This window comes from Kineococcus vitellinus (assembly GCF_009906315.1).
In the GTDB taxonomy this organism is placed as follows: domain Bacteria; phylum Actinomycetota; class Actinomycetes; order Actinomycetales; family Kineococcaceae; genus Kineococcus; species Kineococcus vitellinus.
In genome coordinates this window covers 1-21,120 of the sequence record NZ_JAAALL010000045.1, presented here as the reverse complement: position 1 = coordinate 21,120, position 21,120 = coordinate 1, and the positions used below count along the sequence as shown (strand labels likewise).

Below are 21,120 nucleotides of genomic sequence, written 5' to 3'. Positions count from 1 at the left end.
CGCCGTCGTCGCGGCGGCCGTGCTCGTGCACCTGCTGCTGGCCTGGCGGCTGCGCGGCTTCGTGACCGACGACTCGTGGATCACCGTGCGCTACGCCGAGAACCTCGCCGCCGGGGCGGGCGAGGACGTCCTCAAGGCGCTGCGGGCGGTCCCCGTCGAGGAGTACGCCAACGCCGCGGAGGTCGCGCGCTCCGTCCCCGCCGAGGAGGAGGCGACCGACCCCCGCGCCGCCGCCGAGCAGGCCCGCGGCCAGGCGACCTCCCGCGTCGCCGCGGGCGAGCGGCCCGTGCCGCCGGACCCGACGGACGTCTGACCGCGCCCGCCCGGGGCGCCCGCCGGGCGGGACGTCCCGGGCGGGGAGGCGCCCCGGTCAGCCGGCGTGCGGCCGGGCGGCCCGCACGTCCTCGCGAATGCTGGCGAGCGTCTCCTCCGGCCACAGCGGCCCGGCGCGCTTGATCTCGGCCAGGCCCGCCGAGCCCAGCGCGGCCGCGCCACCGGCGTAGAGGGCGGTCGCCAGGAACGCGGCCGTCGGCGCCGGGAGCACCTTGCCCAGGGTCCGGACGACGAAGGTCGCCGACGTCCCCGCCGCCAGGGCGCCGAGCACGGCGGCACCCCCGAGCAGGGCGGCCCCCTTGGAGGCCTCCTTCGCCTTGTCGAGCAGCTCCTGCTGCCCCTTGCGCACCTCCGCGCGCACCAGCTGGGCGGTGTCGGAGGTCAGCTCGTCGACGAGCTGACCCGCCGTGCGGTTGGGCTGTTCGGTCATGGTGGTCCCCTCTCAGCGGTCACCGGCCCACTGCCCCCCGCGCGCCCGGGCGAAACACCGGTCCGGCGTGCGCGGGCACGGGCGGCGGGGAAGCATGGCGCCACCGGACCCGGCGCGCACCGCGCCGGCGCGGTGCCCGCAGCAGGAGGTGGCGAGGTGGCCCAGGACGACAGCCCCCGGACGGAGAGCCCCCGGACGGCCAGCCCCCGGACGGCCAGCACACGGACGGCCAGCACCCGGTCGACGACGGGCGCGCGGCGGGCCCGCCGCGCCGCGGTGGCCGCCGGCGCGCTCGTGCCGCTGCTCGCGGTGGGCGGCTGCACCGGTGGCGGCGGGGCGTCGGCGCCCGCGGCGGTCAGCGGGTCCGGTGCGCAGGAGGCGGGCACCGCGACCGCCTCGCCGCAGGAGAGCGCCGCGAGCGCCGGCTCGCAGGCGGAGTCCCTGGAGGACTCCTACCAGCGGGTCATCCGCCAGGTGCTGCCGTCGGTGGTGGAGATCCGCACCGGTGGCGGCCTGGGCAGCGGGGTGGTCCTCGACGACGCCGGCAACATCGTCACCAACGCCCACGTGGTGGGCACCGCGACGAGCTTCCAGGTGCAGTTCGCGAACTCCCCCACCTCCTACCCGGCCACCCTCGTGGGCACCTACCCGGCCAACGACCTCGCGGTCGTGCGGGTGCAGGGGGCGCCGGACCTGCAGCCGGCGACGTTCGGCGACTCCGACGAGGTGGAGGTGGGCTCGCTGGTCCTGGCGATGGGCAACCCGCTGGGGCTGTCGAGCAGCGTGACCAACGGCATCGTCTCCGCCACCGGCCGCACCGTCTCCGAGCCGGCCAGCGAGGCGGCACCGGGCGGGGCGACCCTGCCGGGCACCATCCAGACCTCCGCCTCGATCAACCCCGGCAACAGCGGCGGCGCCCTCGTCGACCTCGACGGGGAGGTCATCGGCATCCCGACGCTGGCGGCGATCAGCCCGGAGCAGGGCGGGGCGGCCCCGGGCATCGGCTTCGCCATCCCCTCCAACACCGCCGAGGACATCGCCGGTCAGCTGATCCGCGACGGCCGGGTCACCGACTCCAACCGCGCGGCGCTGGGGGTCAGCGTCACCACGGTGGCCGACCGCTCCGGCCAGCCGGCCGGGGTCGGCGTCGTGTCCGTGGAAGCGGGCGGGGCCGCCGAGGCCGCCGGGATGCGCGCCGGGGACGTCGTCACCGCCGTCGGCGACCAGCCCGTGCGCAGCGCCGCGGAGCTGTCGGCGGTGCTGGCCGGGCTGAGCGTGGGCGAGGCCGTGCAGGTCACCGCGACGCGGGACGGCGACGAGCAGGTGTTCGAGGTGGTGCTGGGGGAGCTGGCGGTCGGCTGAGCCGCCGGGCGCCGGGTCCGCGCACGCCGGTTGAACGCGCGATCACGTCGCGACGGGGGAAGGATCGGTGCCGGAAGGCACGAACACCACCGGAGGAGGAGCGCGTGAAGGCCGTCGTCTACCAGGGCCCGAAGGACGTCGTCGTCAAGGAGGTCCCCGACGCCCGCGTCGAGAACCCCACCGACGCCGTCGTCCGCATCACCACCACGAACATCTGCGGTTCCGACCTGCACATGTACGAGGGCCGCACCTCCGTGGAGGAGGGCAAGGTCCTCGGGCACGAGAACATGGGCGTCGTCGAGGCCGTCGGCGCCGGGGTCGAGCGGGTGAAGGTCGGCGACCGCGTCTCCGTGCCCTTCAACATCGGCTGCGGCTCCTGCCGCAACTGCGTGCACGGCTGGACCTCGTTCTGCCTGCGGATGAACCCGATCGAGGGCATGGACGGCGCCGCCTACGGCTACGCGAACATGGGCCCCTACGACGGCGGGCAGGCGGAGTTCCTGCGGGTCCCGCACGCGGACTTCAACCTGCTGCAGCTGCCCGAGGGCGACGAGCACGAGAACGACTTCACGATGCTCTCCGACATCTTCCCCACCGGCTGGCACGGGGTGGAGCTGTCCGGGATGGTCCCCGGCGACGACGTCGCCGTCTTCGGCGCCGGCCCCGTCGGGCTCATGGCCGCGCACAGCGCGCTGCTCAAGGGCGCGGCGCGGGTGTTCGTCGTCGACAAGGAGGAGGACCGCCTCGCGCTCGCCGAGCAGATCGGCGCGGTCCCCGTCGACTTCTCCACCGCCGACCCCGTCGAGCAGATCACCGAGGCCACCCGCGGGCGCGGTGTCGACCGCGGCGTCGAGGCCGTCGGCTACCAGGCGCACGACCCGGCCGGTGACGAGCACCCCGAGCTCGTGCTCGACAACCTGGTGAAGGTGGTGCGCGCCACCGGCGGGATCGGCGTCGTCGGCGTCTACATGCCGCAGGACCCGGGTGCCGCCACCGAGGGCGCCAAGGAGGGCCGGATCGGCTGGGACTACGGGACCTTCTTCACCAAGGGCCAGTCGATGGGCACCGGCCAGGCGCCCGTGATGCGCTACAACCGCCAGCTGCGCGACCTCATCGTCGCCGGTCGCGCGAAGCCCGGGTTCATCGTCTCCCACGAGCTGCCGCTGGAGCAGGCGCCCGAGGGGTACCGCAACTTCGACGACCGCGTCGACGGCTGGACGAAGGTGCTGCTGCACCCCGGTTCCTGAGGGCGCCGCCCCCCCGCGGGCGTGTCGGGGGCTCCCGGCCCGCGGGGGGCACGGGCCGGCCGTAGGCTCGGGCCCGTGCTCGGACTACCAGACGGCGTGACGGCCCTGCTCTTCGACCTGGACGGCGTGCTGACGAACACGGCCGCCGTGCACAACGGTGCGTGGACGGCCACCTTCGACGCGTACCTGCGCGAGCGCGCGCAGCGCACGGGCGAGCCGTTCCGGGCCTTCGACCCCGTCGAGGACTACAACGCCCACGTCGACGGCAAGCCGCGCGCGGACGGGGTCCGCGACTTCCTGGCCAGCCGCGGCATCGTGCTGGCGGAGGGTTCCCCCGACGACCCGGTCGACCAGCCCTTCGAGCAGGTCACCGTCGCCGGGCTGGGCAACCGCAAGAACACCGACCTGCTGCGGCGCATCGCCACCGACGGCGTCGAGGTCTACGAGGGCTCGCGGCGCTACCTGCGCGCCGCGCGCGAGGCGGGGCTGCGCCGGGCGGTCGTCTCCTCCAGCGCCAACACCCGCGAGGTCCTGGAGGTCACCGGCCTCGCCGAGCTCGTGGAGGCCCGCGTCGACGGCCTCACGCTGCGCGAGCAGGGCCTGGCGGGCAAGCCGGCCCCCGACAGCTTCCTGGCGGGTGCGCGCGCCCTGGGCGTCGAGCCCGCGCAGGCGGTGGTGTTCGAGGACGCGCTGGCCGGGGTGCAGGCCGGCCGGGCCGGCGGCTTCGGGTTCGTCGTGGGCGTGGACCGCGTCGGGCACGCGGACGCGCTGCGCGCGAACGGCGCCTCCGTCGTCGTGCGCGACCTCGCCGAACTGCTGGAGGAGCGTCCGTGATCTCCCACGAGACCTTCCCCGTCGAGCCGTGGCGGGTGCGCGAGGCGCGCCTGGACCTGCACCTGCTGGGGTCGGCGGAGTCGCTGTTCGCCCTCTCCAACGGGCACGTGGGGTTCCGCGGGAACCTCGACGAGGGCGAACCGCACCACCTGCCGGGCACGTACCTGAACTCCTTCTACGAGGAGCGCCCGCTGCCGTACGCCGAGGCCGGCTACGGCTACCCGGAGACCGGCCAGACCGTCGTCAACGTCACCGACGGCAAGCTCATCCGCCTGTTCGTCGACGACGAGCCGTTCGACGTCCGCTACGGCACCCTGCACTCGCACGAGCGGGTCCTGGACCTGGCCGCGGGCACCCTGGTGCGCACCGCTGACTGGACCTCCCCCGCGGGCAAGCGGGTGCGGGTGCGCTCGACGCGGATGGTCTCCTTCGTGCAGCGCGCGGTCGCGGCCGTGGAGTACGTCGTCGAGGCCGTCGAGCAGCCGGTGCGCCTCATCCTGCAGTCGGAGCTGGTGGCCAACGAGGTGCTGCCGGAGCGCTCCGGGGACCCGCGCGTGGCCGCCGCGCTGCGCGCGCCGCTGGTCTCCGTCGAGCACGACAGCGGCCGCGCGGGCGCCACGCTCGTGCACCGCACCCGCATCAGCGAGCTGCAGATGGCCGCCGGGATGGAGAACCACGTCGAGGCGCCCGGCCGGGTGGACGTGGAGACCCACGACGCGCAGGACTGGGCGCGCACCACCGCGGTGTGCTCGCTGGCCCCCGGCGAGCACGTGCGGCTGACGAAGTTCATCGCCTACGGCTGGTCGTCGCTGCGCTCGCAGCCGGCGCTGCGCGACCAGGTGGCCGGCGCCCTCAGCGGCGCCCGCTACACGGGGTTCGAGGGGATGCTCGCCGAGCAGCGCGAGTACCTCGACGAGTTCTGGGACGCGGCCGACGTTCAGGTGGACGGCGACCCCGAGGTGCAGCAGGCGGTGCGCTTCGCGCTGTTCCACGTGCTGCAGGCCGGTGCCCGCGCCGAGCAGCGCGGGATCCCCGCCAAGGGGCTGACCGGCCCCGGCTACGACGGGCACATCTTCTGGGACACCGAGGCCTACGTGCTGCCGGTGCTCAGCTACACCGCCCCGGAGGCCGCCGCGGACGCGCTGCGCTGGCGCGCCTCGACGCTGGACCTGGCCCGCAAGCGGGCCGGGGAGCTGCACCTGCACGGGGCGGCGTTCCCGTGGCGCACGATCCGCGGGACGGAGTCGTCGGGGTACTGGCCGGCGGGCACGGCCGCCTTCCACGTCAACGCCGACATCGCCGCGGCCATCGAGCGCCACCGCATCGCCACCGGCGAGACGTCGCTGGAGACCGACGGCGGGCTCGCCGTCCTCGTGGAGACCGCCCGGTTGTGGATGTCGCTGGGCCACCACGACATCCACGGCGTCTGGCACGTCGCGGGCGTCACCGGCCCCGACGAGTACACCGCCGTCGTCGACGACAACCTCTTCACCAACCTCGCGGCCGCGCAGAACCTGCGGGTCGCCGCGCAGGCCTGCGGCCGCCACCCGGACCTGGCGCGCTCGCTGGGCGTGGACCTGGAGGAGACGGCGTCCTGGCGCGACGCCGCCGAGGCCGTGCACGTGCCCTACGACGACGAGCTGCGCGTGCACCAGCAGTGCGCGGGGTTCACGCGGCGCCCGGAGTGGGACTTCGAGGAGGAGAAGGGGTACCCGCTGCTGCTAAGCGCGCCCTACTTCGACCTCTACCGCAAGCAGGTCATCAAGCAGGCGGACCTGCAGATGGCGCTGTTCTGGTTCGCCGACCGCTTCTCCGCCGAGGACAAGGCCCGCGCGGTCGACTACTACGAACGGCGCACCGTGCGCGACTCCTCGCTGTCCGCGGCGATCCAGGCGATCACCGCGGCCGAGGTCGGGCACCTCGAGCTCGCCCACGACTACCTCTACGAGGCGTCCAGCGTCGACCTGCGCGACCTGCACCACAACACCGGCGACGGACTGCACATCGCCTCCCTCGCCGGCACGTGGCTGGCGCTGGTCAACGGCTTCGGCGGCATGCGCGACGTCGGCGGCTCGCTCGTCTTCGACCCGCAGCTGCCGCAGGGCATCACCCGGCTGAAGTTCACCCTGCGCTGGCGGGGCACCAAGCTGGGCGTCGACATCCGCCCCGAGGAGGTGGAGTACTCCCTGCGCGACCACGGCTCGGCCGTGGAGCTGCGGCACGGCGGGGAGCTGCTGCGCATCAGCGAGGGTTCGCCGGTGCGCCAGCCGCGGCGCCGGGCCAGCTCGGCCGCCAGGTCGGGGTTCATGAACTCCCAGTAGGGGTTGCCGGAGAACGCGGTGCGCGAGTCGGCGCCGACGGGCGCGGGCACGCCGACCGCCACCCCCAGCACGCGGGGCCCGCCGCCGGCCGCCTCCCCCGCGCCGGCGGCGGCGAGCGCCTCCAGGACGGTGTGCTCGACGGCGTCGACGCGCTCGCCGACGGGGGTGGTCTCGAAGAGGTGGTCCACCTGCCGGGTGACCGTGGCCAGCTCACGGCCCTGCAGGTCGGCGACGCGGGCGGCGATGCGGTGCTCGCCGGCGTCGACCCCGACGACGGCACCGGCGTCGGCGGCGAAGGCGTAGCGGCGCGCGGGGCGGCCCTTGACGTAGTCGCCGTGCTCGCGCTGGTTGGCCAGCTCCACGAGCCAGCCGAGGTCGATGAGCTCCTCGCACACGGCGTGCACCGTGGCCCGCGACAGCCCGGTGGCCGCCATGAGGTCGCTGCCGGTCACCGGGCCGCGCTCGGAGCGCAGGTCCCAGGCGTGGTGCAGCACGGCGAGGACGTTGTCGTCGCGCAACCGGCGCACCGGCGACGCAGGACTCGTGGCCGTCATCCCTTGACCTCCTCCGCTGTCGTGGCCACACTTTAGCCAACGCCTAGATTTAGGGCGTCAATGAAGTGCTCCACCACCCCGCAGCACCGCCGACGACGCCGGAGGACCCGTGACCGCGACCGCCCCCACCCGCGCGGAGCACCGCGCCCTGGACGCCACCTGGTGGCGCCAGGCCGTCGTCTACCAGGTCTACCCGCGCAGCTTCGCCGACTCCGACGGCGACGGCACCGGCGACCTGCGCGGCATCACCGCGCGCGTGCCGCACCTGGTCTCCCTCGGCGTGGACGCGGTCTGGCTCTCGCCCTTCTACCCCTCGGCCCTCGCCGACGGCGGCTACGACGTCGACGACCACCGCGCCGTCGACCCGGCTCTCGGCACCCTGGAGCAGTTCGACGACCTCGTCGCCGCCCTGCACGGCGCCGGGATCGCCGTGGTCGTCGACATCGTCCCCAACCACTCCTCGAACCGGCACCGCTGGTTCCGCGAGGCGCTGGCCGCCCCGCCCGGCTCCCTCGAGCGCGACCGCTACGTCTTCGTGCGCGGGCGCGGGGAGCACGGCGAGCTGCCGCCCAGCGACTGGACCGCCGTCTTCGGCGGCCCGGCGTGGGAACCGGTCGGCGACGGCGAGTGGTACCTGCACCAGTTCGCCCCCGAGCAGCCGGACTTCGACTGGCACAACGCCGAGGTGCGCGAGGACTTCCTCGCGACGCTGCGGTTCTGGGCCGACCGCGGGGTGGACGGCTTCCGCGTCGACGTCGCGCACTCGCTGGTCAAGGACGTGTCGCCGCCGCTGCCGAGCGCGGCGGAGCTGGCCGCCGACGACCTGCCCGACGGTGCGCACCGCCTGTCCGACCGCGACGAGGTGCACGAGGTGTACCGGCAGTGGCGCGCGGTCTTCGACGAGTACGACCCGCCGCGCACCGCGGTCGCCGAGGCCTGGGTGCCCGCGCACCGCCGCGCCCGCTACGCCTCCCCCGAGGGGCTGGGGCAGGCGTTCAACTTCGACCTGCTCACCTCCGACTTCGACGCCTCCTCCTTCCGGCGCGTCGTGGAGGAGAACCTGCGCCTGGCCGGGGAGTCCGGCACCTCCTCGACGTGGGTGCTCTCCAACCACGACGTCGTGCGCCACGCCTCCCGCTACGCGCTGCCCGACGGCACCGACGTGGCCGGGCAGGCGCGCTGGCTGCTGAGCGGCGGCACCGACCCCGCTCCCGACCCGCGGCGCGGGCTGCGGCGCGCCCGCGCGGCCACGGCCCTGCTGCTGGCGCTGCCCGGCAGCGCCTACCTGTACCAGGGCGAGGAGCTGGGCCTGCCCGAGGTCGCCGACCTGCCCGCCGAGGCGCTGCAGGACCCCACGTGGCGGCGCACCCGGGGCCGCGAGAAGGGTCGCGACGGCTGCCGCGTCCCGCTGCCGTGGACGGCCGGGGGACCCTCCTTCGGCTTCGGCGACGGCGGTGCGCACCTGCCGCAACCCGCGTGGTTCGCCGACTGCGCCGCGGACGTCCAGGACGGCGACCCCACCTCCACGCTGTCCTTCTACCGGGCCGCGCTGGCCTGGCGCGCCCGCCTGCAGGGCGCGGAGGAGCTGGAGTTCGCGGACGAGCCGCGGGACGCTCCCTCGCAGCTCGTCCGCTTCCGCCGCCCCGGCGGCTGGACCTGCGTGACGAACTTCGGCACCGACCCGGTGCCGATGCCCCCCGGCGAGGTCGTGCTGCGCAGCGACGGGCCGGTCGCGCCGCCCGGCGCGGGCTCCGGCGGGACCTCCGGCGGGGTGCTGCCGGGCGAGACGACGGCCTGGCTGGTCGACGTGCGCTGACCCGCCGCGAGGCGGACCATCGGGGTCCGGGACCGCCGCGAGCGGTCCCGGGCGCACCGGTGTGGACGCCGGCCGGGCAGCACCCCGCCGGCGCCCCTGGAAGCCCGCGCGGACGACGACGCCCGCGCGTTCCACCCACACGGGAGACGACGACGTGCACCCACTCCTCCACCGCCCCAGCAGGCGGACCCTGCTGCGCGCCGCCGGCGCGGGCGCCGGGGCGGCCGCCCTCGCCGCGGCCGCCGGTTGCGGGGGCTCCTCCGCGGCGAGCGGCCGGACGCAGATCCGCTTCCTCATGAACAAGCCCGAGGTCGTCGACTACTTCGCCGACCTCGTGGAGCGGTACAACGCCGAGCAGGACGACGTGCTCGTCGTCCTGGACACCGCCCCCACCTCCGTCCTGGCGCAGTTCGTGCGCGGGGCGCCGCCGGACATCGCCTGCTACAACTTCCGCATCGAGGCGGCCAACCTCGTGCGCGCCGGGGTCCTGGCGGACCTCTCCGACCTGCCGGAGGCCGCGGGCATCGACCCCGCCTACCAGGACCTCGTCACCCAGTTCGCCTCCCACCAGGGGCAGACCAGCGCGCTGCCGTACTCCATCGGCACCGCCGGGATGATCTACAACGTCGACCTGTTCGAGCAGCACGGCGTGGCGGTGCCCACCACCTGGGACGAGCTGCTCGCGGCCTGCGAGACGTTCCAGGCCGCCGGGGTGGCGCCCTTCATGAACACCTACCGCGAGGTCTGGACGCTCGCGCAGGGGATGTTCGACTACACCACCGGCAGCGGCGTGGACGTGGCCGCCTTCCACGAGGGCCTGCAGGCGCTCGGCCCGGACGCCGGCCCGGACGCGGAGGTGTCCTTCACCCGCACCCTCGGGCCCGCCGTGGAGCGCATGGTGCAGCTCTCGCAGCTGGACAACCCCGACGCCGCGAGCCTGACCTACTACGACGGCAACCTGCGCTTCGGCCGCGGCGAGGCCGCCATGTACTTCCAAGGCCCCTGGGCGCTCGGGGAGGTCGTCAAGGTCGACCCCGACCTCCGGCTGGGTTCCTTCCCGCTGCCGGTGACCGACGACCCGGCGCAGGCGCGGGCCCGGGTCAACCTGGACCTGGCGCTGTGGATCCCGCGCGAGACCGAGCGCCAGGAGGCCGCCCGCGGCTTCGCGAGCTGGCTGCTGCGCCCCGACGTCGTCGACACCTACAACGCGGACAACTCGGCGCAGTCGCCACGAACCGGCGCCCCGCCGCTGGCCGACGAGCGCCTGAGCGGGCTGCAGGAGTGCCTGGACGAGAAGCGCATCTACCAGGGCATCAGCACCTACGTGCCCGACAGCATCCCCGTCGGCAACTACGTGCAGGACGCGGTCCTGTCCGGGGACCCCGCCCGGCTGCTCTCCCGCCTCGACACCGACTGGCAGCGCCGCGCGCGGCGTGCCGCCGCCTGACCGGAGGACCCCGATGGCCACCACCAGCAGCCCCCTGCCCCGCTCCGGCGCCCGCGCGCGCGACGGCGGCCGCGACGACCTGCAGGTCCCTCCCGCGCCCGCGGCGCGACCGCGCCGCCGCCGCGTCGAGGGCACCTACTACCTGTTCCTGCTGCCCGCCGTCGCGCTGTTCACCCTCTTCGTGACGCTGCCCGCCCTCTACGGCATGGTGCTCAGCCTGACGAACTCCATCGGCTTCGGCCGCTCCGAGTTCGTGGGCCTGTCCAACTACGCGGTCCTCTTCACCGATCCGGAGGTCCTGCGCTCCTACGGGTTCACCATCGGCTTCTCCGTCGCGACGGTCGTGCTCACCAACGTCGTCGCGCTCGCGCTGGCCGTCGGGCTCAACGCGCGCATCAAGGCCAAGACGGCGCTGCGCGCGGTGTTCTTCCTGCCGATGGTCGTCTCCGGCATCGTCATCGCCTTCGTGTTCAACTACGTCTTCTCCACCTCGCTGCCCGCCCTCGCGGGAGCCCTGGGCCTGGAGTCCATGACCACCAGCGTCCTGGCCGACCCGGACACGGCCTGGATCGCCGTCGTCGTCGTCACGGCCTGGCAGGCGGTCCCGAGCGCGCTCATCATCTACCTCGCCGGTCTGCTGGCGATCCCCGAGGAGGTCTACGAGGCCGCCGACCTCGACGGCGCCGGCAGCCGCCGCAAGTTCTGGTCCATCACGCTGCCGCTGCTGGCCGGCTACCTCGTCATCAACACGGTGCTCGGCTTCAAGAACTTCCTCAACGCCTACGACGTCATCGTCGGCCTCACCGACGGCGGCCCGGGCACGTCGACCCGCTCGGTGGCCATGACCATCTTCACCGGTTTCACCGGCGGCGACTACGCCTACCAGATGGCCAACGCGGTCGTCTTCTTCGTCGTCACGGTCGTCATCTCCGTCCTGCAGCTGCAGATCATCCGTCGTCGAGGAGTGTCGCTCTGATGGCCGTCACCGACCCCGCCACCGCGGCCTCCGTCGCCGGGCTCACCGGCGCGCCCCGCCGCGGCGCCGACCGCACCCCGCGCCGCGGCTGGGGCGTCACCGCCCTGCTCGTGCTCGCCGCGCTCACCGTCCTGCTGCCGCTGTACCTGGCCGTCGCGATGGCGCTGAAGACGCCGGAGCAGGCCGCCGCCGGTTCCGGGTTCACCCTGCCCTGGCCGCTGAACGTCGCCAGCTTCGCCGACGCCTGGACGCTCACCGGCTTCCCCCGCGCGTTCGCCGTCTCGCTGCTCATCAGCGCCGTGACGGTGGCCGGCACGCTGCTGCTGGCCTCCGTCGCCTCCTACGCCATCGTCCGCAACTGGGAGCACCGGCTGTTCCGGTGGAGCTACGTGTACCTGCTCGCGGCGATGTTCATCCCGTTCCCGGTGGTCGCGCTGCCGCAGGTCAAGCTGACCGGCGAGCTGGGGCTGGACAACCCCGGCGGGGTCGCGCTGCTGCACGTGCTGTTCCAGATGTCCTTCAGCGTCCTGCTCTACTCGGCGTTCCTGCGCTCCATCCCCGAAGAGCTGGAGGAGAGCGCCCGCCTGGACGGGGCGAGCACCTGGCAGGTGTTCTGGAGGCTGACGTTCCCGCTGCTGGCGCCGATGAACGCGACCGTCGGCATCTTCGCCTTCCTGGCCAGCTGGAACGACTACATGATGCCCTCGCTCATCACCAGCGACCAGAGCCTGCAGACGATCCCCGTCGTGCAGAAGATCTTCCAGCTGGCCTTCAGCACCGACTACAACGTCGCGTTCGCCTCCTACCTCATGGCGATCGCCCCGACGATCCTCGTCTACGTGCTCGCCCAGCGCTGGGTGATGTCGGGCGTGACCCGCGGCGCCATCAAGTGAGACCGGTCCCCGGCCGCTCCCCCGCGGGTTGCCGGGGAGCGGCCGGGGGTGAGAACGTCGGGTCGGGCCCCCTCCCGGGTCCCCGGACGAGGGGTGCCGTACCCGGTCAGCGACAAGACGGCCCGCGGAGGTCGTCGTGTCCTGGTTCGTGCTCGTCCTGTCCGGTGCGCTGGAAGCGGTGTGGGCCACCGCGCTGGACAGGTCCCAGGGGTTCACCCGGCTGGTGCCCACGCTGGTCTTCGCCGTCGCGGTCGTCGCGAGCATGGCAGGGCTCTCGTACGCGATGCGCGAGCTGCCCGTCGGCACGTCCTACGCGGTGTGGGTCGGCATCGGCGCCGTCCTCACCGTCGCCTACGCGATGCTCACCGGCGGCGAGCCGGTGTCCGCGGCGAAGGTCCTCTTCCTCGCGATGATCGTCGGCGGCGTGGTCGGGCTGAAGGTCGTGCACTGACCGCTCGTGCACTGACCGCTCGTGCGCGGAGCGGTGGGGCGCCGACCGGGGCGGCGTCAGCCGCGGCCGCGGTGCAGCCGCACGGCGTGCCGGGCAGCGGCCCGGCCCCGGCGGCGGTCCCCGGCGGCGTCGTAGGCGATGGCCAGCCGGTACCAGGCGCCCGCGTCGGCCGGGTCGGCCTCGACCTCGGCCCGGCAGCGCTGGAACATCGCCGCCCCGGCGGCGCGGTCGACGCGGCCGGAGGCGGTGCGCGAGAGCTCGTCGGCCGGCAGGGCGCCGCGCTCGGCGAGCTCGCGGCCCAGCCGCTCGGTGGCCACCCCGAACATCAGCTCGCGCACGACGGCCCACGCCCCGACCAGCGGCAGCAGGAACAGCGCGATCCCCAGCGCGATGCCCGCCCAGTTGCCGGTGCCGATGAGGTCGGCGCCCAGCCGCCCGAGCAGCACGAAGTAGAACAGCAGCACCGCGCAGCAGACGGCGACGACGGCCTTGGTGCGCACGGCGCTCAGCCCAGGTCCAGGTAGTGCTCCAGGCCCACGGTCAGCCCTGGGCGCGAGGCCACCTGCCGCACGCCCAGCAGCAGCCCGGGCATGTAGGCGGCCCGGTCGTAGGTGTCGTCGCGCAGCGTCAGGGTCTCCCCCGGCCCGCCGAGGACGACCTCCTGGTGCGCGGTGAGCCCGCGCAGGCGCACCGCGTGCACGTGGACGCCGTCGACGACCGCCCCGCGGGCACCGGGCAGCTCCTGCGTCGTGGCGTCCGGCGGCGGCGCCATCCCGGCCTGCGCCCGCGCGGCCGCGACCAGCTGCGCGGTGCGGATCGCCGAGCCGGAGGGCGCGTCGACCTTGCCGGGGTGGTGCAGCTCGACGACCTCGACGGACTCGAAGAAGCGCGCCGCCTGCCGGGCGAACTGCATGACCAGCACGGCCCCGAGGCCGAAGTTCGTCGCGACGAGCACGTTGCGCCCGGCCGCGCGCTGCCAGCGCCCGACCAGCTCCAGGCGCTCGTCGGTCCAGCCCGTCGTCCCCGTCACCACGTGCAGCCCCATGCCCAGGGCGCGCTCCACGGTGCCCATCACCGCGTCCGGCACCGTCAGGTCGACGAGGACGTCCGCGCCGCGGGCCGCGTCGAGGTCGTCCCCGCGCCCCAGGGCCGCGACGAGCTCGAGGTCGTCGGCGGCCTGCACCGCGGCGACGGCCTGCGAGCCCATCCGGCCCCGGGCACCGGTGACCGCGACGCGGATCGTCACCGCACGACCCCCCGGAAGGGCGCCTCGTCGCCGAAGGGCCCCACGACGGTCACCGAGCGCGGCCGCGCGAGCAGGTCGGCCGCCAGCGCCTGCACGTCCTCGGCGCCGACCGCCCGCACGTTGGCCAGGACGCCGTCGATGTCGAGGAACTGCCCGTGCACGAGCTCGGCCTTGCCCAGGCGGTTCATCCGGGCGCCGGAGTCCTCCAGGCCCAGGACCAGGCCGCCGGCCAGCTGGCCGATGCCGCGGCCGAGCTCCTCCGCCTCCAGCGGCGCCGACGCCAGCTTCTCCAGCTCGGCGAGCATGAGCTCGGCGACCTGCGGCGCCTTGGCCGGCGAGCAGCCCGCGTACAGGCCCACGTAGCCGGAGTCGGCGTAGTTGGCGTTGAAGGAGTACACCGAGTACGCCAGGCCCCGCTTCTCGCGGACCTCCTGGAACAGCCGGCTGCTCATCCCGCCGCCCAGCACCGCGTTGAGGACGCTGAGGGTGAAGCGGCGCGGGTCCGTCGCGGTGATGCCCGTCATGCCCAGCAGCACGTGCGCCTGCTCGGTGGGGCGGTCCACGACGAGCGCGCGCCCGGCCCGCAGGCCCCCGCCGACCGTGCCGCTGGTGCGGCGCGGGCGCGGGGCGGCCTCGCCGAGGTCGCCCGCGGCGCGGTCCAGCTCGCGCTGCACCGCCGCGACGACCTCCTCGTGGTCCAGGCCGCCGGCGGCGGTGAAGACCAGCGTGGAGGGCTGGTAGTGCTCGCGGTAGTGCGCCCACACGTCGTCGCGACCCACCGCGCGGATCGTCTCCGGCGTGCCGCCGATCGGGCGCGCCAGCGGGTGCTCGCCGAGGACGAGCTCGGCGAACTTCTCGTGCGCGACGTCGCCCGGGTCGTCGTCGTTCATCGCCAGCTCCTCGAGGATGACCTCGCGCTCGCTGGTGAAGTCGTCCTCGTCGAGCACCGCGGAGGTCACCATGTCGGTGACGACGTCGATCGCCATCGGCAGGTCGGCGTCGAGGACCCGCGCGTAGTAGGTGGTGTGCTCCTTGCCGGTGGCCGCGTTCGCCTCGCCGCCGACGGCGTCGAACGCGGTGGCGATGTCCATCGCGTCCCGGCGCTCGGTGCCCTTGAAGAGCAGGTGCTCCAGGAAGTGCGTCGAGCCGAAGTGGCCCTTCGTCTCGTCGCGGGAGCCGACGCCCACCCAGCAGCCGATGCTCGCCGAGCGCTGACCGGGCATGGCCTCGGTGAGCACCCGCGCCCCGCACGGCAGCACCGTGCGGGTGACGACGGCCCCGTCGGCCTCGGACAGGACGGTGGTGGCGGGGACCCCGCCGGCCGCCGCGGTGGGCAGGTCCACCGGGGCGGGCGCGACGGGGTTCCCGGAGCGGTTCAGCGACACGTCAGGCGTCGGCGGTCTCGGTCGCGGCACCGTCGGAGGCGGCGTCGGCCGGGGCCGCGCTCTCCTCCTCGGCGACGACGGGCACCAGCGACAGCTTGCCGCGCGGGTCGATCTCGGCGATCTCGACCTGGACCTTCTGGCCCACCGAGACGACGTCGTCGACGTTGTCGACGCGCTTGCCGCCGGAGAGCTTGCGCAGCTGCGAGATGTGCAGCAGGCCGTCCTTGCCGGGCAGCAGCGAGACGAACGCGCCGAACGTGGTCGTCTTGACGACGGTGCCGAGGTAGCGCTCGCCGACCTCGGGCATCGTCGGGTTGGCGATCGCGTTGACCGCCGCGCGGGCGGCCTCGGCCGAGGGGCCGTCGACCGCCCCGATGAACACCGTGCCGTCGTCCTCGATGGAGATGTCGGCGCCGGTGTCCTCCTGGATCTGGTTGATCATCTTGCCCTTGGGCCCGATGACCTCGCCGATCTTGTCGACGGGGACCTTCACCGTGATGATGCGCGGCGCGGTCGGCGACATCTCGTCCGGGGCGTCGATGGCCTCGGCCATGACGTCGAGGATGTACAGGCGCGCGTCGCGGGCCTGGGTCAGCGCACCGGCCAGCACCGAGGCGGGGATGCCGTCGAGCTTGGTGTCCAGCTGGATGGCGGTGACGAACTCCTTGGTGCCGGCGACCTTGAAGTCCATGTCGCCGAAGGCGTCCTCGGCCCCCAGGATGTCGGTCAGCGCCGCGTAGCGGGTCTCGCCGTCGACGGTGTCCGAGACCAGGCCCATCGCGATGCCGGCCACGGCCGCGCGCAGCGGCACGCCCGCGTTGAGCAGCGACAGGGTCGAGGCGCAGACGGAGCCCATCGAGGTGGAGCCGTTGGAGCCCAGCGCCTCGGAGACCTGGCGGATCGCGTAGGGGAACTCCTCGCGGGCCGGCAGGACCGGCACGAGCGCGCGCTCGGCGAGGGCGCCGTGGCCGATCTCGCGGCGCTTGGGCGAGCCCACGCGGCCGGTCTCACCGGTGGAGTAGGGCGGGAAGTTGTAGTTGTGCATGTACCGCTTGCGCGTCACCGGGGACAGCGTGTCCAGCTGCTGCTCCATGCGGAGCATGTTCAGCGTGGTGACGCCCAGGATCTGCGTCTCGCCGCGCTCGAAGAGCGCCGAGCCGTGCACCCGGGGCAGGACCTCGACCTCGGCGGACAGCGTGCGGATGTCGGCCAGGCCGCGGCCGTCGATGCGGACGCCGTCGGTGAGGATGCGCTGGCGGACCAGCTTCTTCTGCACCGCGCGGTAGGCCGCGGAGACCTCCTTGTCGCGCCCGGCGAAGGTCTCGGCCAGCTGGGCCTTGACCCCGGCCTTGATCTCGTCGATGCGGCTCTCGCGCTCCTGCTTGCCGCCGATGGCGAGGGCGGCGGTGAGGTCGGCCGAGGTGGCCTCGAGCACGGCCTGGAACACGTCGTCCTGGTAGTCCAGGAAGACCGGGAACTCGGCGGTCGGCTTGGCGGCCTTGGCGGCGACCTCGGCCTGCGCCTTGACGAGCTTGGCGATGTGCGGCTTGGCGGCCTCCAGGCCGGCGGCGACGACCTCCTCGGTCGGCGCCTGGGCGCCCTGCTCCTTGACCAGGGCCCAGGAGCCCTCGGTGGCCTCGGCCTCGACCATCATGATCGCGACGTCCTCGGAGCCGTCCGCGGCGGTCACGACGCGGCCGGCGACGACCATGTCGAAGACGGCCCGCTCGATCTCGGAGTAGCGCGGGAAGGCGACCCACTGGCCGTCGATCAGCGCGACGCGCACGCCGCCGATGGGGCCGGAGAAGGGCAGGCCCGCGAGCTGGGTGGACATCGACGCGGCGTTGATGGCCACGACGTCGTAGGCGTCGTCGGGGTGCAGCGCCATGACGGTGACGACGACCTGGACCTCGTTGCGCAGGCCCTTGACGAAGCTGGGGCGCAGCGGGCGGTCGATGAGGCGGCAGGCCAGGATCGCCTCGGTCGAGGGACGGCCCTCGCGCCGGAAGAACGAGCCGGGGATCTTGCCGGCGGCGTAGCTGCGCTCCTCGACGTCCACCGTCAGCGGGAAGAAGTCGAACTGGTCCTTCGGCGTCTTGCCGGCGGTCGTCGCGCTCAGCAGGAAGGACTCGCCGTCGAGGTAGACGGCGGCGGAGCCGGCGGCCTGCTTGGCCAGGCGGCCGGTCTCGAAGCGGACGGTGCGGGTGCCGAACGAGCCGTTGTCGAGGACGGCTTCGGCGGCGGTGATCTCAGGACCCTCCACGGGGTTCCTCCTCCATCGGTGCACGCGGCACCCGCGCGTCCGGGAGGGCGACGCCCTCCCGTCCGGCCTTCGATCGAGGCCCACGGACGCCGTGCGTCCGGGGGCCACTACCGAGGACCGGCACGACGCTGCGCGGTGCCGCTGGGGTGTGGTGCTCGAAGGTGCAGCCGCGCGGCTGCTCCTAGGAGTCTGCCGCGAGTGCGGCTCGGATGCGCAGCAGGGGCGGTCCCGACTCGCCGGGACCGCCCCTGCCGTGCGCCCCTGCCTCGTGCGGGGACGAGGTCAGCGGCGGATGCCCAGCCGCTCGATGATCGAGCGGTAGCGGTTGATGTCCTTCTTGGCCATGTACTTCAGCAGGTTGCGACGCTGACCGACCAGCAGCAGCAGACCACGACGGCTGTGGTGGTCGTGCTGGTGGGTCTTCAGGTGCTCGGTGAGGTCGCGGATGCGCTGGGTGAGCATCGCGACCTGCACCTCGGGCGAGCCGGTGTCGCCCTCGCCGGTCGCGTACTCCGCGATGATCTGCTTCTTGACGTCAGCGCTGAGGGGCACTCGACTCTCCTTGATCACTCGTTGCGCGGTGCCACGGGGCTCGTCCACCCGGGCTCTCTGGATCCGCGGCCGATCGAACGGCAGTGCCAGGTTACCAGCGCGGCGCCGCGCCCCCCGACCGCGCCCCCGGCGCGCTCACGCGCCCAGCAGCAGCCGGCGGCACTCGGCGACGTCGCGGTCCATCTGCTCCACCAGGGCCGGCACGCCCTCGAAGCGCCGGGTGGGTCGCAGCCGCGCGACGAGGTCCAGCGCGACCCGCTCCCCGTACAGGTCCAGCCCGCCCTCGACGCCCGGCTGGCCGGCCAGGCAGTGCGCCTCCACCTGCCGGCGCAGGCCGTCGAAGGTGGGGTTGGTGCCGATGGAGACGGCCGCGGCCAGCCGCTGCCCCGAGGGCCGCAGCAGCCAGCCCGCGTACACGCCGTCCGCCGGCACCATCCCCTCCGCGCCGTCGGTGTCCAGGTTCGCCGTGGGGTAGCCCAGCTCGCGGCCGCGGTGGTCGCCGTGCACGACCGTCGAGGTCACCCGGTGCGGGTGCCCCAGCACGGCCGCCGCCCGCGCCACGTCGCCGGCCGCGAGCGCCTCGCGCACGGCCGTGGACGACCAGCGCGGCGCCTGCACGCCCGGCGCGTCCCCGAGGTCGTCCAGGACGACGACCTCGAAGCCGTGCCGGCGCCCCAGCTCCTGCATCGTCGACAGGTCCCCGGAGTTGCCGGCGCCGAAGCGCACGTCGTGGCCGACCACGACCACCGCGGCGCCCAGCGCCCGCACGAAGACGTCCAGCACGAAGCGCTCCGGGCTCCACGCCGCCAGCTCGCGGGTGAACGGCATGACGAGCACGGCGTCCAGCCCCGTGGCCGCGAGCAGGTCCAGGCGGTGGTCCAGCGCCGTGAGCAGCTGCGGGGCGCGCTCGGGGTGCAGCACCTGCAGCGGGTGCGGGTCGAAGGTCACCGCGACCGCCGCGGCGGCCCGCGCCCGGGCCATCTCCACCACCCGGCCCAGCACCGCGGCGTGGCCGCGGTGCACCCCGTCGAAGTTGCCGATGGTGACGACCGAGGGGCCGAACCCCGGCTCGACGGCTGTCAGGTCGTTCCACCGCTGCACGCGGACACTGTGCCAGCAGGTGCGCCCGACCCCTCGCGCGCCCGTGGCGCGGGCTGGCTAGCGTCCTTCCCGACACCTCAGGACGCGCAGGAGGAAGCACATGAGCACCAGCCCCGTCGACCCCACCACCACGGACGCGTGGGCGTCCCTCACCGAGCACCGCTCCGCCACCCCGCCGGACCTGCGCGGCTGGTTCGCCGCCGACCCGCAGCGCGCCGAGTCCCTGGGCCTGGAGGTGGCCGACCTGCACGTCGACCTCTCCAAGAACCTCGTCACCGCCGAGACCGTGCAGCTGCTGCTGCGGCTGGCCGAGCAGACCGGCGTCCTCGCGCGCCGCGACGCCATGTTCGCCGGCGAGCACATCAACGTCACCGAGGACCGCGCGGTGCTGCACACCGCGCTGCGCCGCCCGGCCGGGGTGCAGCCGGCGCTCACCGTCGACGGCCAGGACGTGGACGCCGACGTGCAGCGGGAGCTGGAGAAGGTCTTCGCCTTCGCCGACGCCGTGCGCGCCGGGCGGTGGACGGGCGTCACGGGCAAGCGGATCGCCACGGTCGTCAACATCGGCATCGGCGGCTCCGACCTCGGGCCCGTCATGGCCTACGAGGCGCTCAAGCCGTACGTGCAGGCCGGGCTGGAGTGCCGCTTCGTCTCCAACATCGACCCCACCGACATCGCCGAGACGACGGCGGACCTGGACCCGGAGACGACGCTGTTCATCGTCGCCTCCAAGACCTTCGGCACGCTGGAGACGCTGACCAACGCGCGCCTGGCGCGCACCTGGCTGTGGGAGCGCCTGGCCGCCGCCGGCGCGCTCGCCGACTCCGACGAGGCCCGCCGCGAGGCCGTCGCCAAGCACTTCGTCGCCGTCTCCACCGCGCTGGAGAAGGTCGCCGCGTTCGGCATCGACCCCGACAACGCCTTCGGCTTCTGGGACTGGGTCGGCGGGCGCTACTCCGTCGACTCCGCCATCGGCACCTCGCTGGCGGTCGCCGTGGGCCCCGAGCACTTCCGGGCCTTCCTCGCCGGCTTCCACGCCGTCGACGAGCACTTCCGCACCACCGAGCCGGCGCGCAACGTCCCGCTGCTCATGGGGCTGCTCAACGTCTGGTACGTCAACTTCCTCGACGCCCACACGCACGCCGTCCTGCCGTACTCGCAGCACCTGCACCGCTTCCCGGCGTACCTGCAGCAGCTGACCATGGAGTCCAACGGCAAGTCGGTGCGCTACGACGGCTCCCCCGTCACCACGGCCACCGGCGAGGTGTTCTGGGGCGAGCCGGGCACCAACGGCCAGCACGCCTTCTACCAGCTCATCCACCAGGGCACCCGGGTCGTCCCCAGCGACTTCATCGCCTTCGCCACCCCCGCGCACCCGCTGGTCGACCACGACGGCGGCGAGGCGGACGTGCACGCGCTGTTCATGGCGAACTTCTTCGCCCAGACCAAGGCGCTGGCCTTCGGCAAGACCGCCGAGGAGGTGCGCGCCGAGGGCACCGCCGAGGACGTCGTGGCGGCGCGGGTCTTCTCCGGCAACCGGCCGACGACGTCGATCATGGCGCCCTCGCTCACCCCCTCGGTGCTCGGGCAGCTCATCGCCCTCTACGAGCACGTCACGTTCGTCGAGGGCGCGGTCTGGGGCATCGACAGCTTCGACCAGTGGGGCGTGGAGCTCGGCAAGAAGCTCGCCCTGGAGATCGCCCCGGCGCTGACCGGCGACACCGCGGCCCTGGACGCGCAGGACGCCTCGACGGGCTCGCTCATCCGGTACTACCTGGAGCACCGCGCGCGCTGACGCGCGACCGGCGCGGGCGCCCCCGGTGCGACAGACTGCCCGGGTGCTCCCGCGCCCCCGCCCGGCCCGCCTGCTCGCCGGCCTGCTGCTGAGCGGCGGCCTGCTGCTGGCGGG

18 protein-coding genes, 1 pseudogene and 1 riboswitch are annotated in these 21,120 nt (G+C 74.1%); of the genes and pseudogenes, 11 read left to right on the top strand and 8 right to left on the bottom strand.

Annotated elements, in window-relative coordinates; all coding sequences use genetic code 11:
- Positions 1–313, top strand: a 313-nt coding sequence (locus GTQ99_RS06355) for a DUF2795 domain-containing protein (protein WP_205706897.1), incomplete at its 5' end; no start/stop codon positions are given.
- Positions 314–370: 57 nt separating this feature from the next.
- Here the strand turns inward: GTQ99_RS06355 and GTQ99_RS06350 are convergent.
- Positions 371–763, bottom strand: coding sequence for a phage holin family protein (locus tag GTQ99_RS06350; RefSeq protein WP_166614900.1), 393 nt, complete (start codon positions 761–763; stop codon positions 371–373).
- A 276-nt stretch (positions 764–1,039) separates the two neighbouring features.
- Here GTQ99_RS06350 and GTQ99_RS06345 point away from each other — a divergent pair, with 276 nt between their 5' ends.
- The 4 genes from GTQ99_RS06345 (at position 1,040) to GTQ99_RS06330 (ending at position 6,527) form a co-directional block, all read left to right on the top strand.
- Positions 1,040–2,125 carry a trypsin-like peptidase domain-containing protein gene (locus GTQ99_RS06345; RefSeq protein ID WP_166614899.1) on the top strand — a complete coding sequence of 362 codons (1,086 nt, stop codon included), beginning with the start codon at positions 1,040–1,042 and terminating at the stop codon, positions 2,123–2,125.
- Between the two features lie 104 nt (positions 2,126–2,229).
- On the top strand, positions 2,230–3,372 hold the full coding sequence (locus tag GTQ99_RS06340; protein WP_166614898.1) for an alcohol dehydrogenase catalytic domain-containing protein: 1,143 nt from the start codon (positions 2,230–2,232) through the stop codon (positions 3,370–3,372).
- A 75-nt stretch (positions 3,373–3,447) separates the two neighbouring features.
- Positions 3,448–4,206: a beta-phosphoglucomutase family hydrolase gene (locus GTQ99_RS06335; RefSeq protein WP_166614897.1), complete on the top strand. Its 759-nt coding sequence runs from the start codon at positions 3,448–3,450 to the stop codon at positions 4,204–4,206.
- Positions 4,203–6,527: a glycosyl hydrolase family 65 domain-containing protein gene (locus tag GTQ99_RS06330; protein ID WP_166614896.1), complete on the top strand. Its 2,325-nt coding sequence runs from the start codon at positions 4,203–4,205 to the stop codon at positions 6,525–6,527. Before GTQ99_RS06335 ends, GTQ99_RS06330 begins: the two co-directional genes overlap by 4 nt.
- 371 nt (positions 6,528–6,898) lie before the next feature.
- Here the strand turns inward: GTQ99_RS06330 and GTQ99_RS25965 are convergent.
- Positions 6,899–7,081, bottom strand: a pseudogene (locus GTQ99_RS25965) (helix-turn-helix domain-containing protein); the annotation flags it as partial.
- 109 nt (positions 7,082–7,190) lie between these two features.
- Between GTQ99_RS25965 and GTQ99_RS06320 the strand changes: the two are divergent.
- The 5 genes from GTQ99_RS06320 to GTQ99_RS06300 all read left to right on the top strand — a co-directional run bounded on the left by GTQ99_RS06320 (position 7,191) and on the right by GTQ99_RS06300 (position 12,664).
- Positions 7,191–8,897, top strand: a complete 1,707-nt coding sequence (locus GTQ99_RS06320) for an alpha-amylase family glycosyl hydrolase (RefSeq protein WP_166614895.1) — start codon at positions 7,191–7,193, stop codon at positions 8,895–8,897.
- A gap of 154 nt (positions 8,898–9,051) precedes the next feature.
- On the top strand, positions 9,052–10,344 hold the full coding sequence (locus tag GTQ99_RS06315) for an extracellular solute-binding protein (protein WP_166614894.1): 1,293 nt from the start codon (positions 9,052–9,054) through the stop codon (positions 10,342–10,344).
- 13 nt (positions 10,345–10,357) lie between these two features.
- On the top strand, positions 10,358–11,320 hold the full coding sequence (locus GTQ99_RS06310) for a carbohydrate ABC transporter permease (protein WP_166614893.1): 963 nt from the start codon (positions 10,358–10,360) through the stop codon (positions 11,318–11,320).
- Positions 11,320–12,213 (top strand): carbohydrate ABC transporter permease, encoded by an 894-nt coding sequence (locus GTQ99_RS06305; protein ID WP_166614892.1) that lies wholly within the window; start codon positions 11,320–11,322, stop codon positions 12,211–12,213. Before GTQ99_RS06310 ends, GTQ99_RS06305 begins: the two co-directional genes overlap by 1 nt.
- Positions 12,214–12,274: 61 nt before the next feature.
- Positions 12,275–12,340: riboswitch (guanidine-III (ykkC-III) riboswitch) on the top strand.
- 9 nt (positions 12,341–12,349) lie between these two features.
- Entirely contained in the window at positions 12,350–12,664 is a 315-nt protein-coding gene (locus GTQ99_RS06300; protein WP_166614891.1) for an SMR family transporter, read from the top strand.
- Positions 12,665–12,720: 56 nt separating this feature from the next.
- On the opposite strand, the gene GTQ99_RS06295 is transcribed toward GTQ99_RS06300, so the two are convergent.
- The 6 genes from GTQ99_RS06295 to GTQ99_RS06270 all read right to left on the bottom strand — a co-directional run bounded on the left by GTQ99_RS06295 (position 12,721) and on the right by GTQ99_RS06270 (position 19,211).
- The gene (locus GTQ99_RS06295) at positions 12,721–13,164 is read right to left on the bottom strand and encodes a hypothetical protein (RefSeq protein WP_166614890.1); all 444 of its coding nucleotides are present in this window, start codon (positions 13,162–13,164) and stop codon (positions 12,721–12,723) included.
- A gap of 5 nt (positions 13,165–13,169) precedes the next feature.
- The gene (dapB, locus tag GTQ99_RS06290) at positions 13,170–13,910 is read right to left on the bottom strand and encodes a 4-hydroxy-tetrahydrodipicolinate reductase (RefSeq protein WP_166614889.1); all 741 of its coding nucleotides are present in this window, start codon (positions 13,908–13,910) and stop codon (positions 13,170–13,172) included.
- Entirely contained in the window at positions 13,907–15,295 is a 1,389-nt protein-coding gene (locus GTQ99_RS06285; RefSeq protein WP_338074762.1) for a M16 family metallopeptidase, read from the bottom strand. The genes dapB and GTQ99_RS06285 overlap by 4 nt, the downstream gene beginning before the upstream one ends.
- Position 15,296: 1 nt before the next feature.
- Positions 15,297–17,558, bottom strand: coding sequence for a polyribonucleotide nucleotidyltransferase (locus GTQ99_RS06280; protein ID WP_166614888.1), 2,262 nt, complete (start codon positions 17,556–17,558; stop codon positions 15,297–15,299).
- Between the two features lie 282 nt (positions 17,559–17,840).
- The gene (gene rpsO / locus GTQ99_RS06275) at positions 17,841–18,110 is read right to left on the bottom strand and encodes a 30S ribosomal protein S15 (RefSeq protein ID WP_166614887.1); all 270 of its coding nucleotides are present in this window, start codon (positions 18,108–18,110) and stop codon (positions 17,841–17,843) included.
- 135 nt (positions 18,111–18,245) lie between these two features.
- On the bottom strand, positions 18,246–19,211 hold the full coding sequence (locus GTQ99_RS06270; RefSeq protein ID WP_166614886.1) for a bifunctional riboflavin kinase/FAD synthetase: 966 nt from the start codon (positions 19,209–19,211) through the stop codon (positions 18,246–18,248).
- 100 nt (positions 19,212–19,311) lie between these two features.
- Between GTQ99_RS06270 and pgi the strand changes: the two genes are divergently transcribed.
- Positions 19,312–21,006, top strand: a complete 1,695-nt coding sequence (pgi, locus tag GTQ99_RS06265) for a glucose-6-phosphate isomerase (protein ID WP_166614885.1) — start codon at positions 19,312–19,314, stop codon at positions 21,004–21,006.
- Positions 21,007–21,120: the final 114 nt, after the last annotated feature.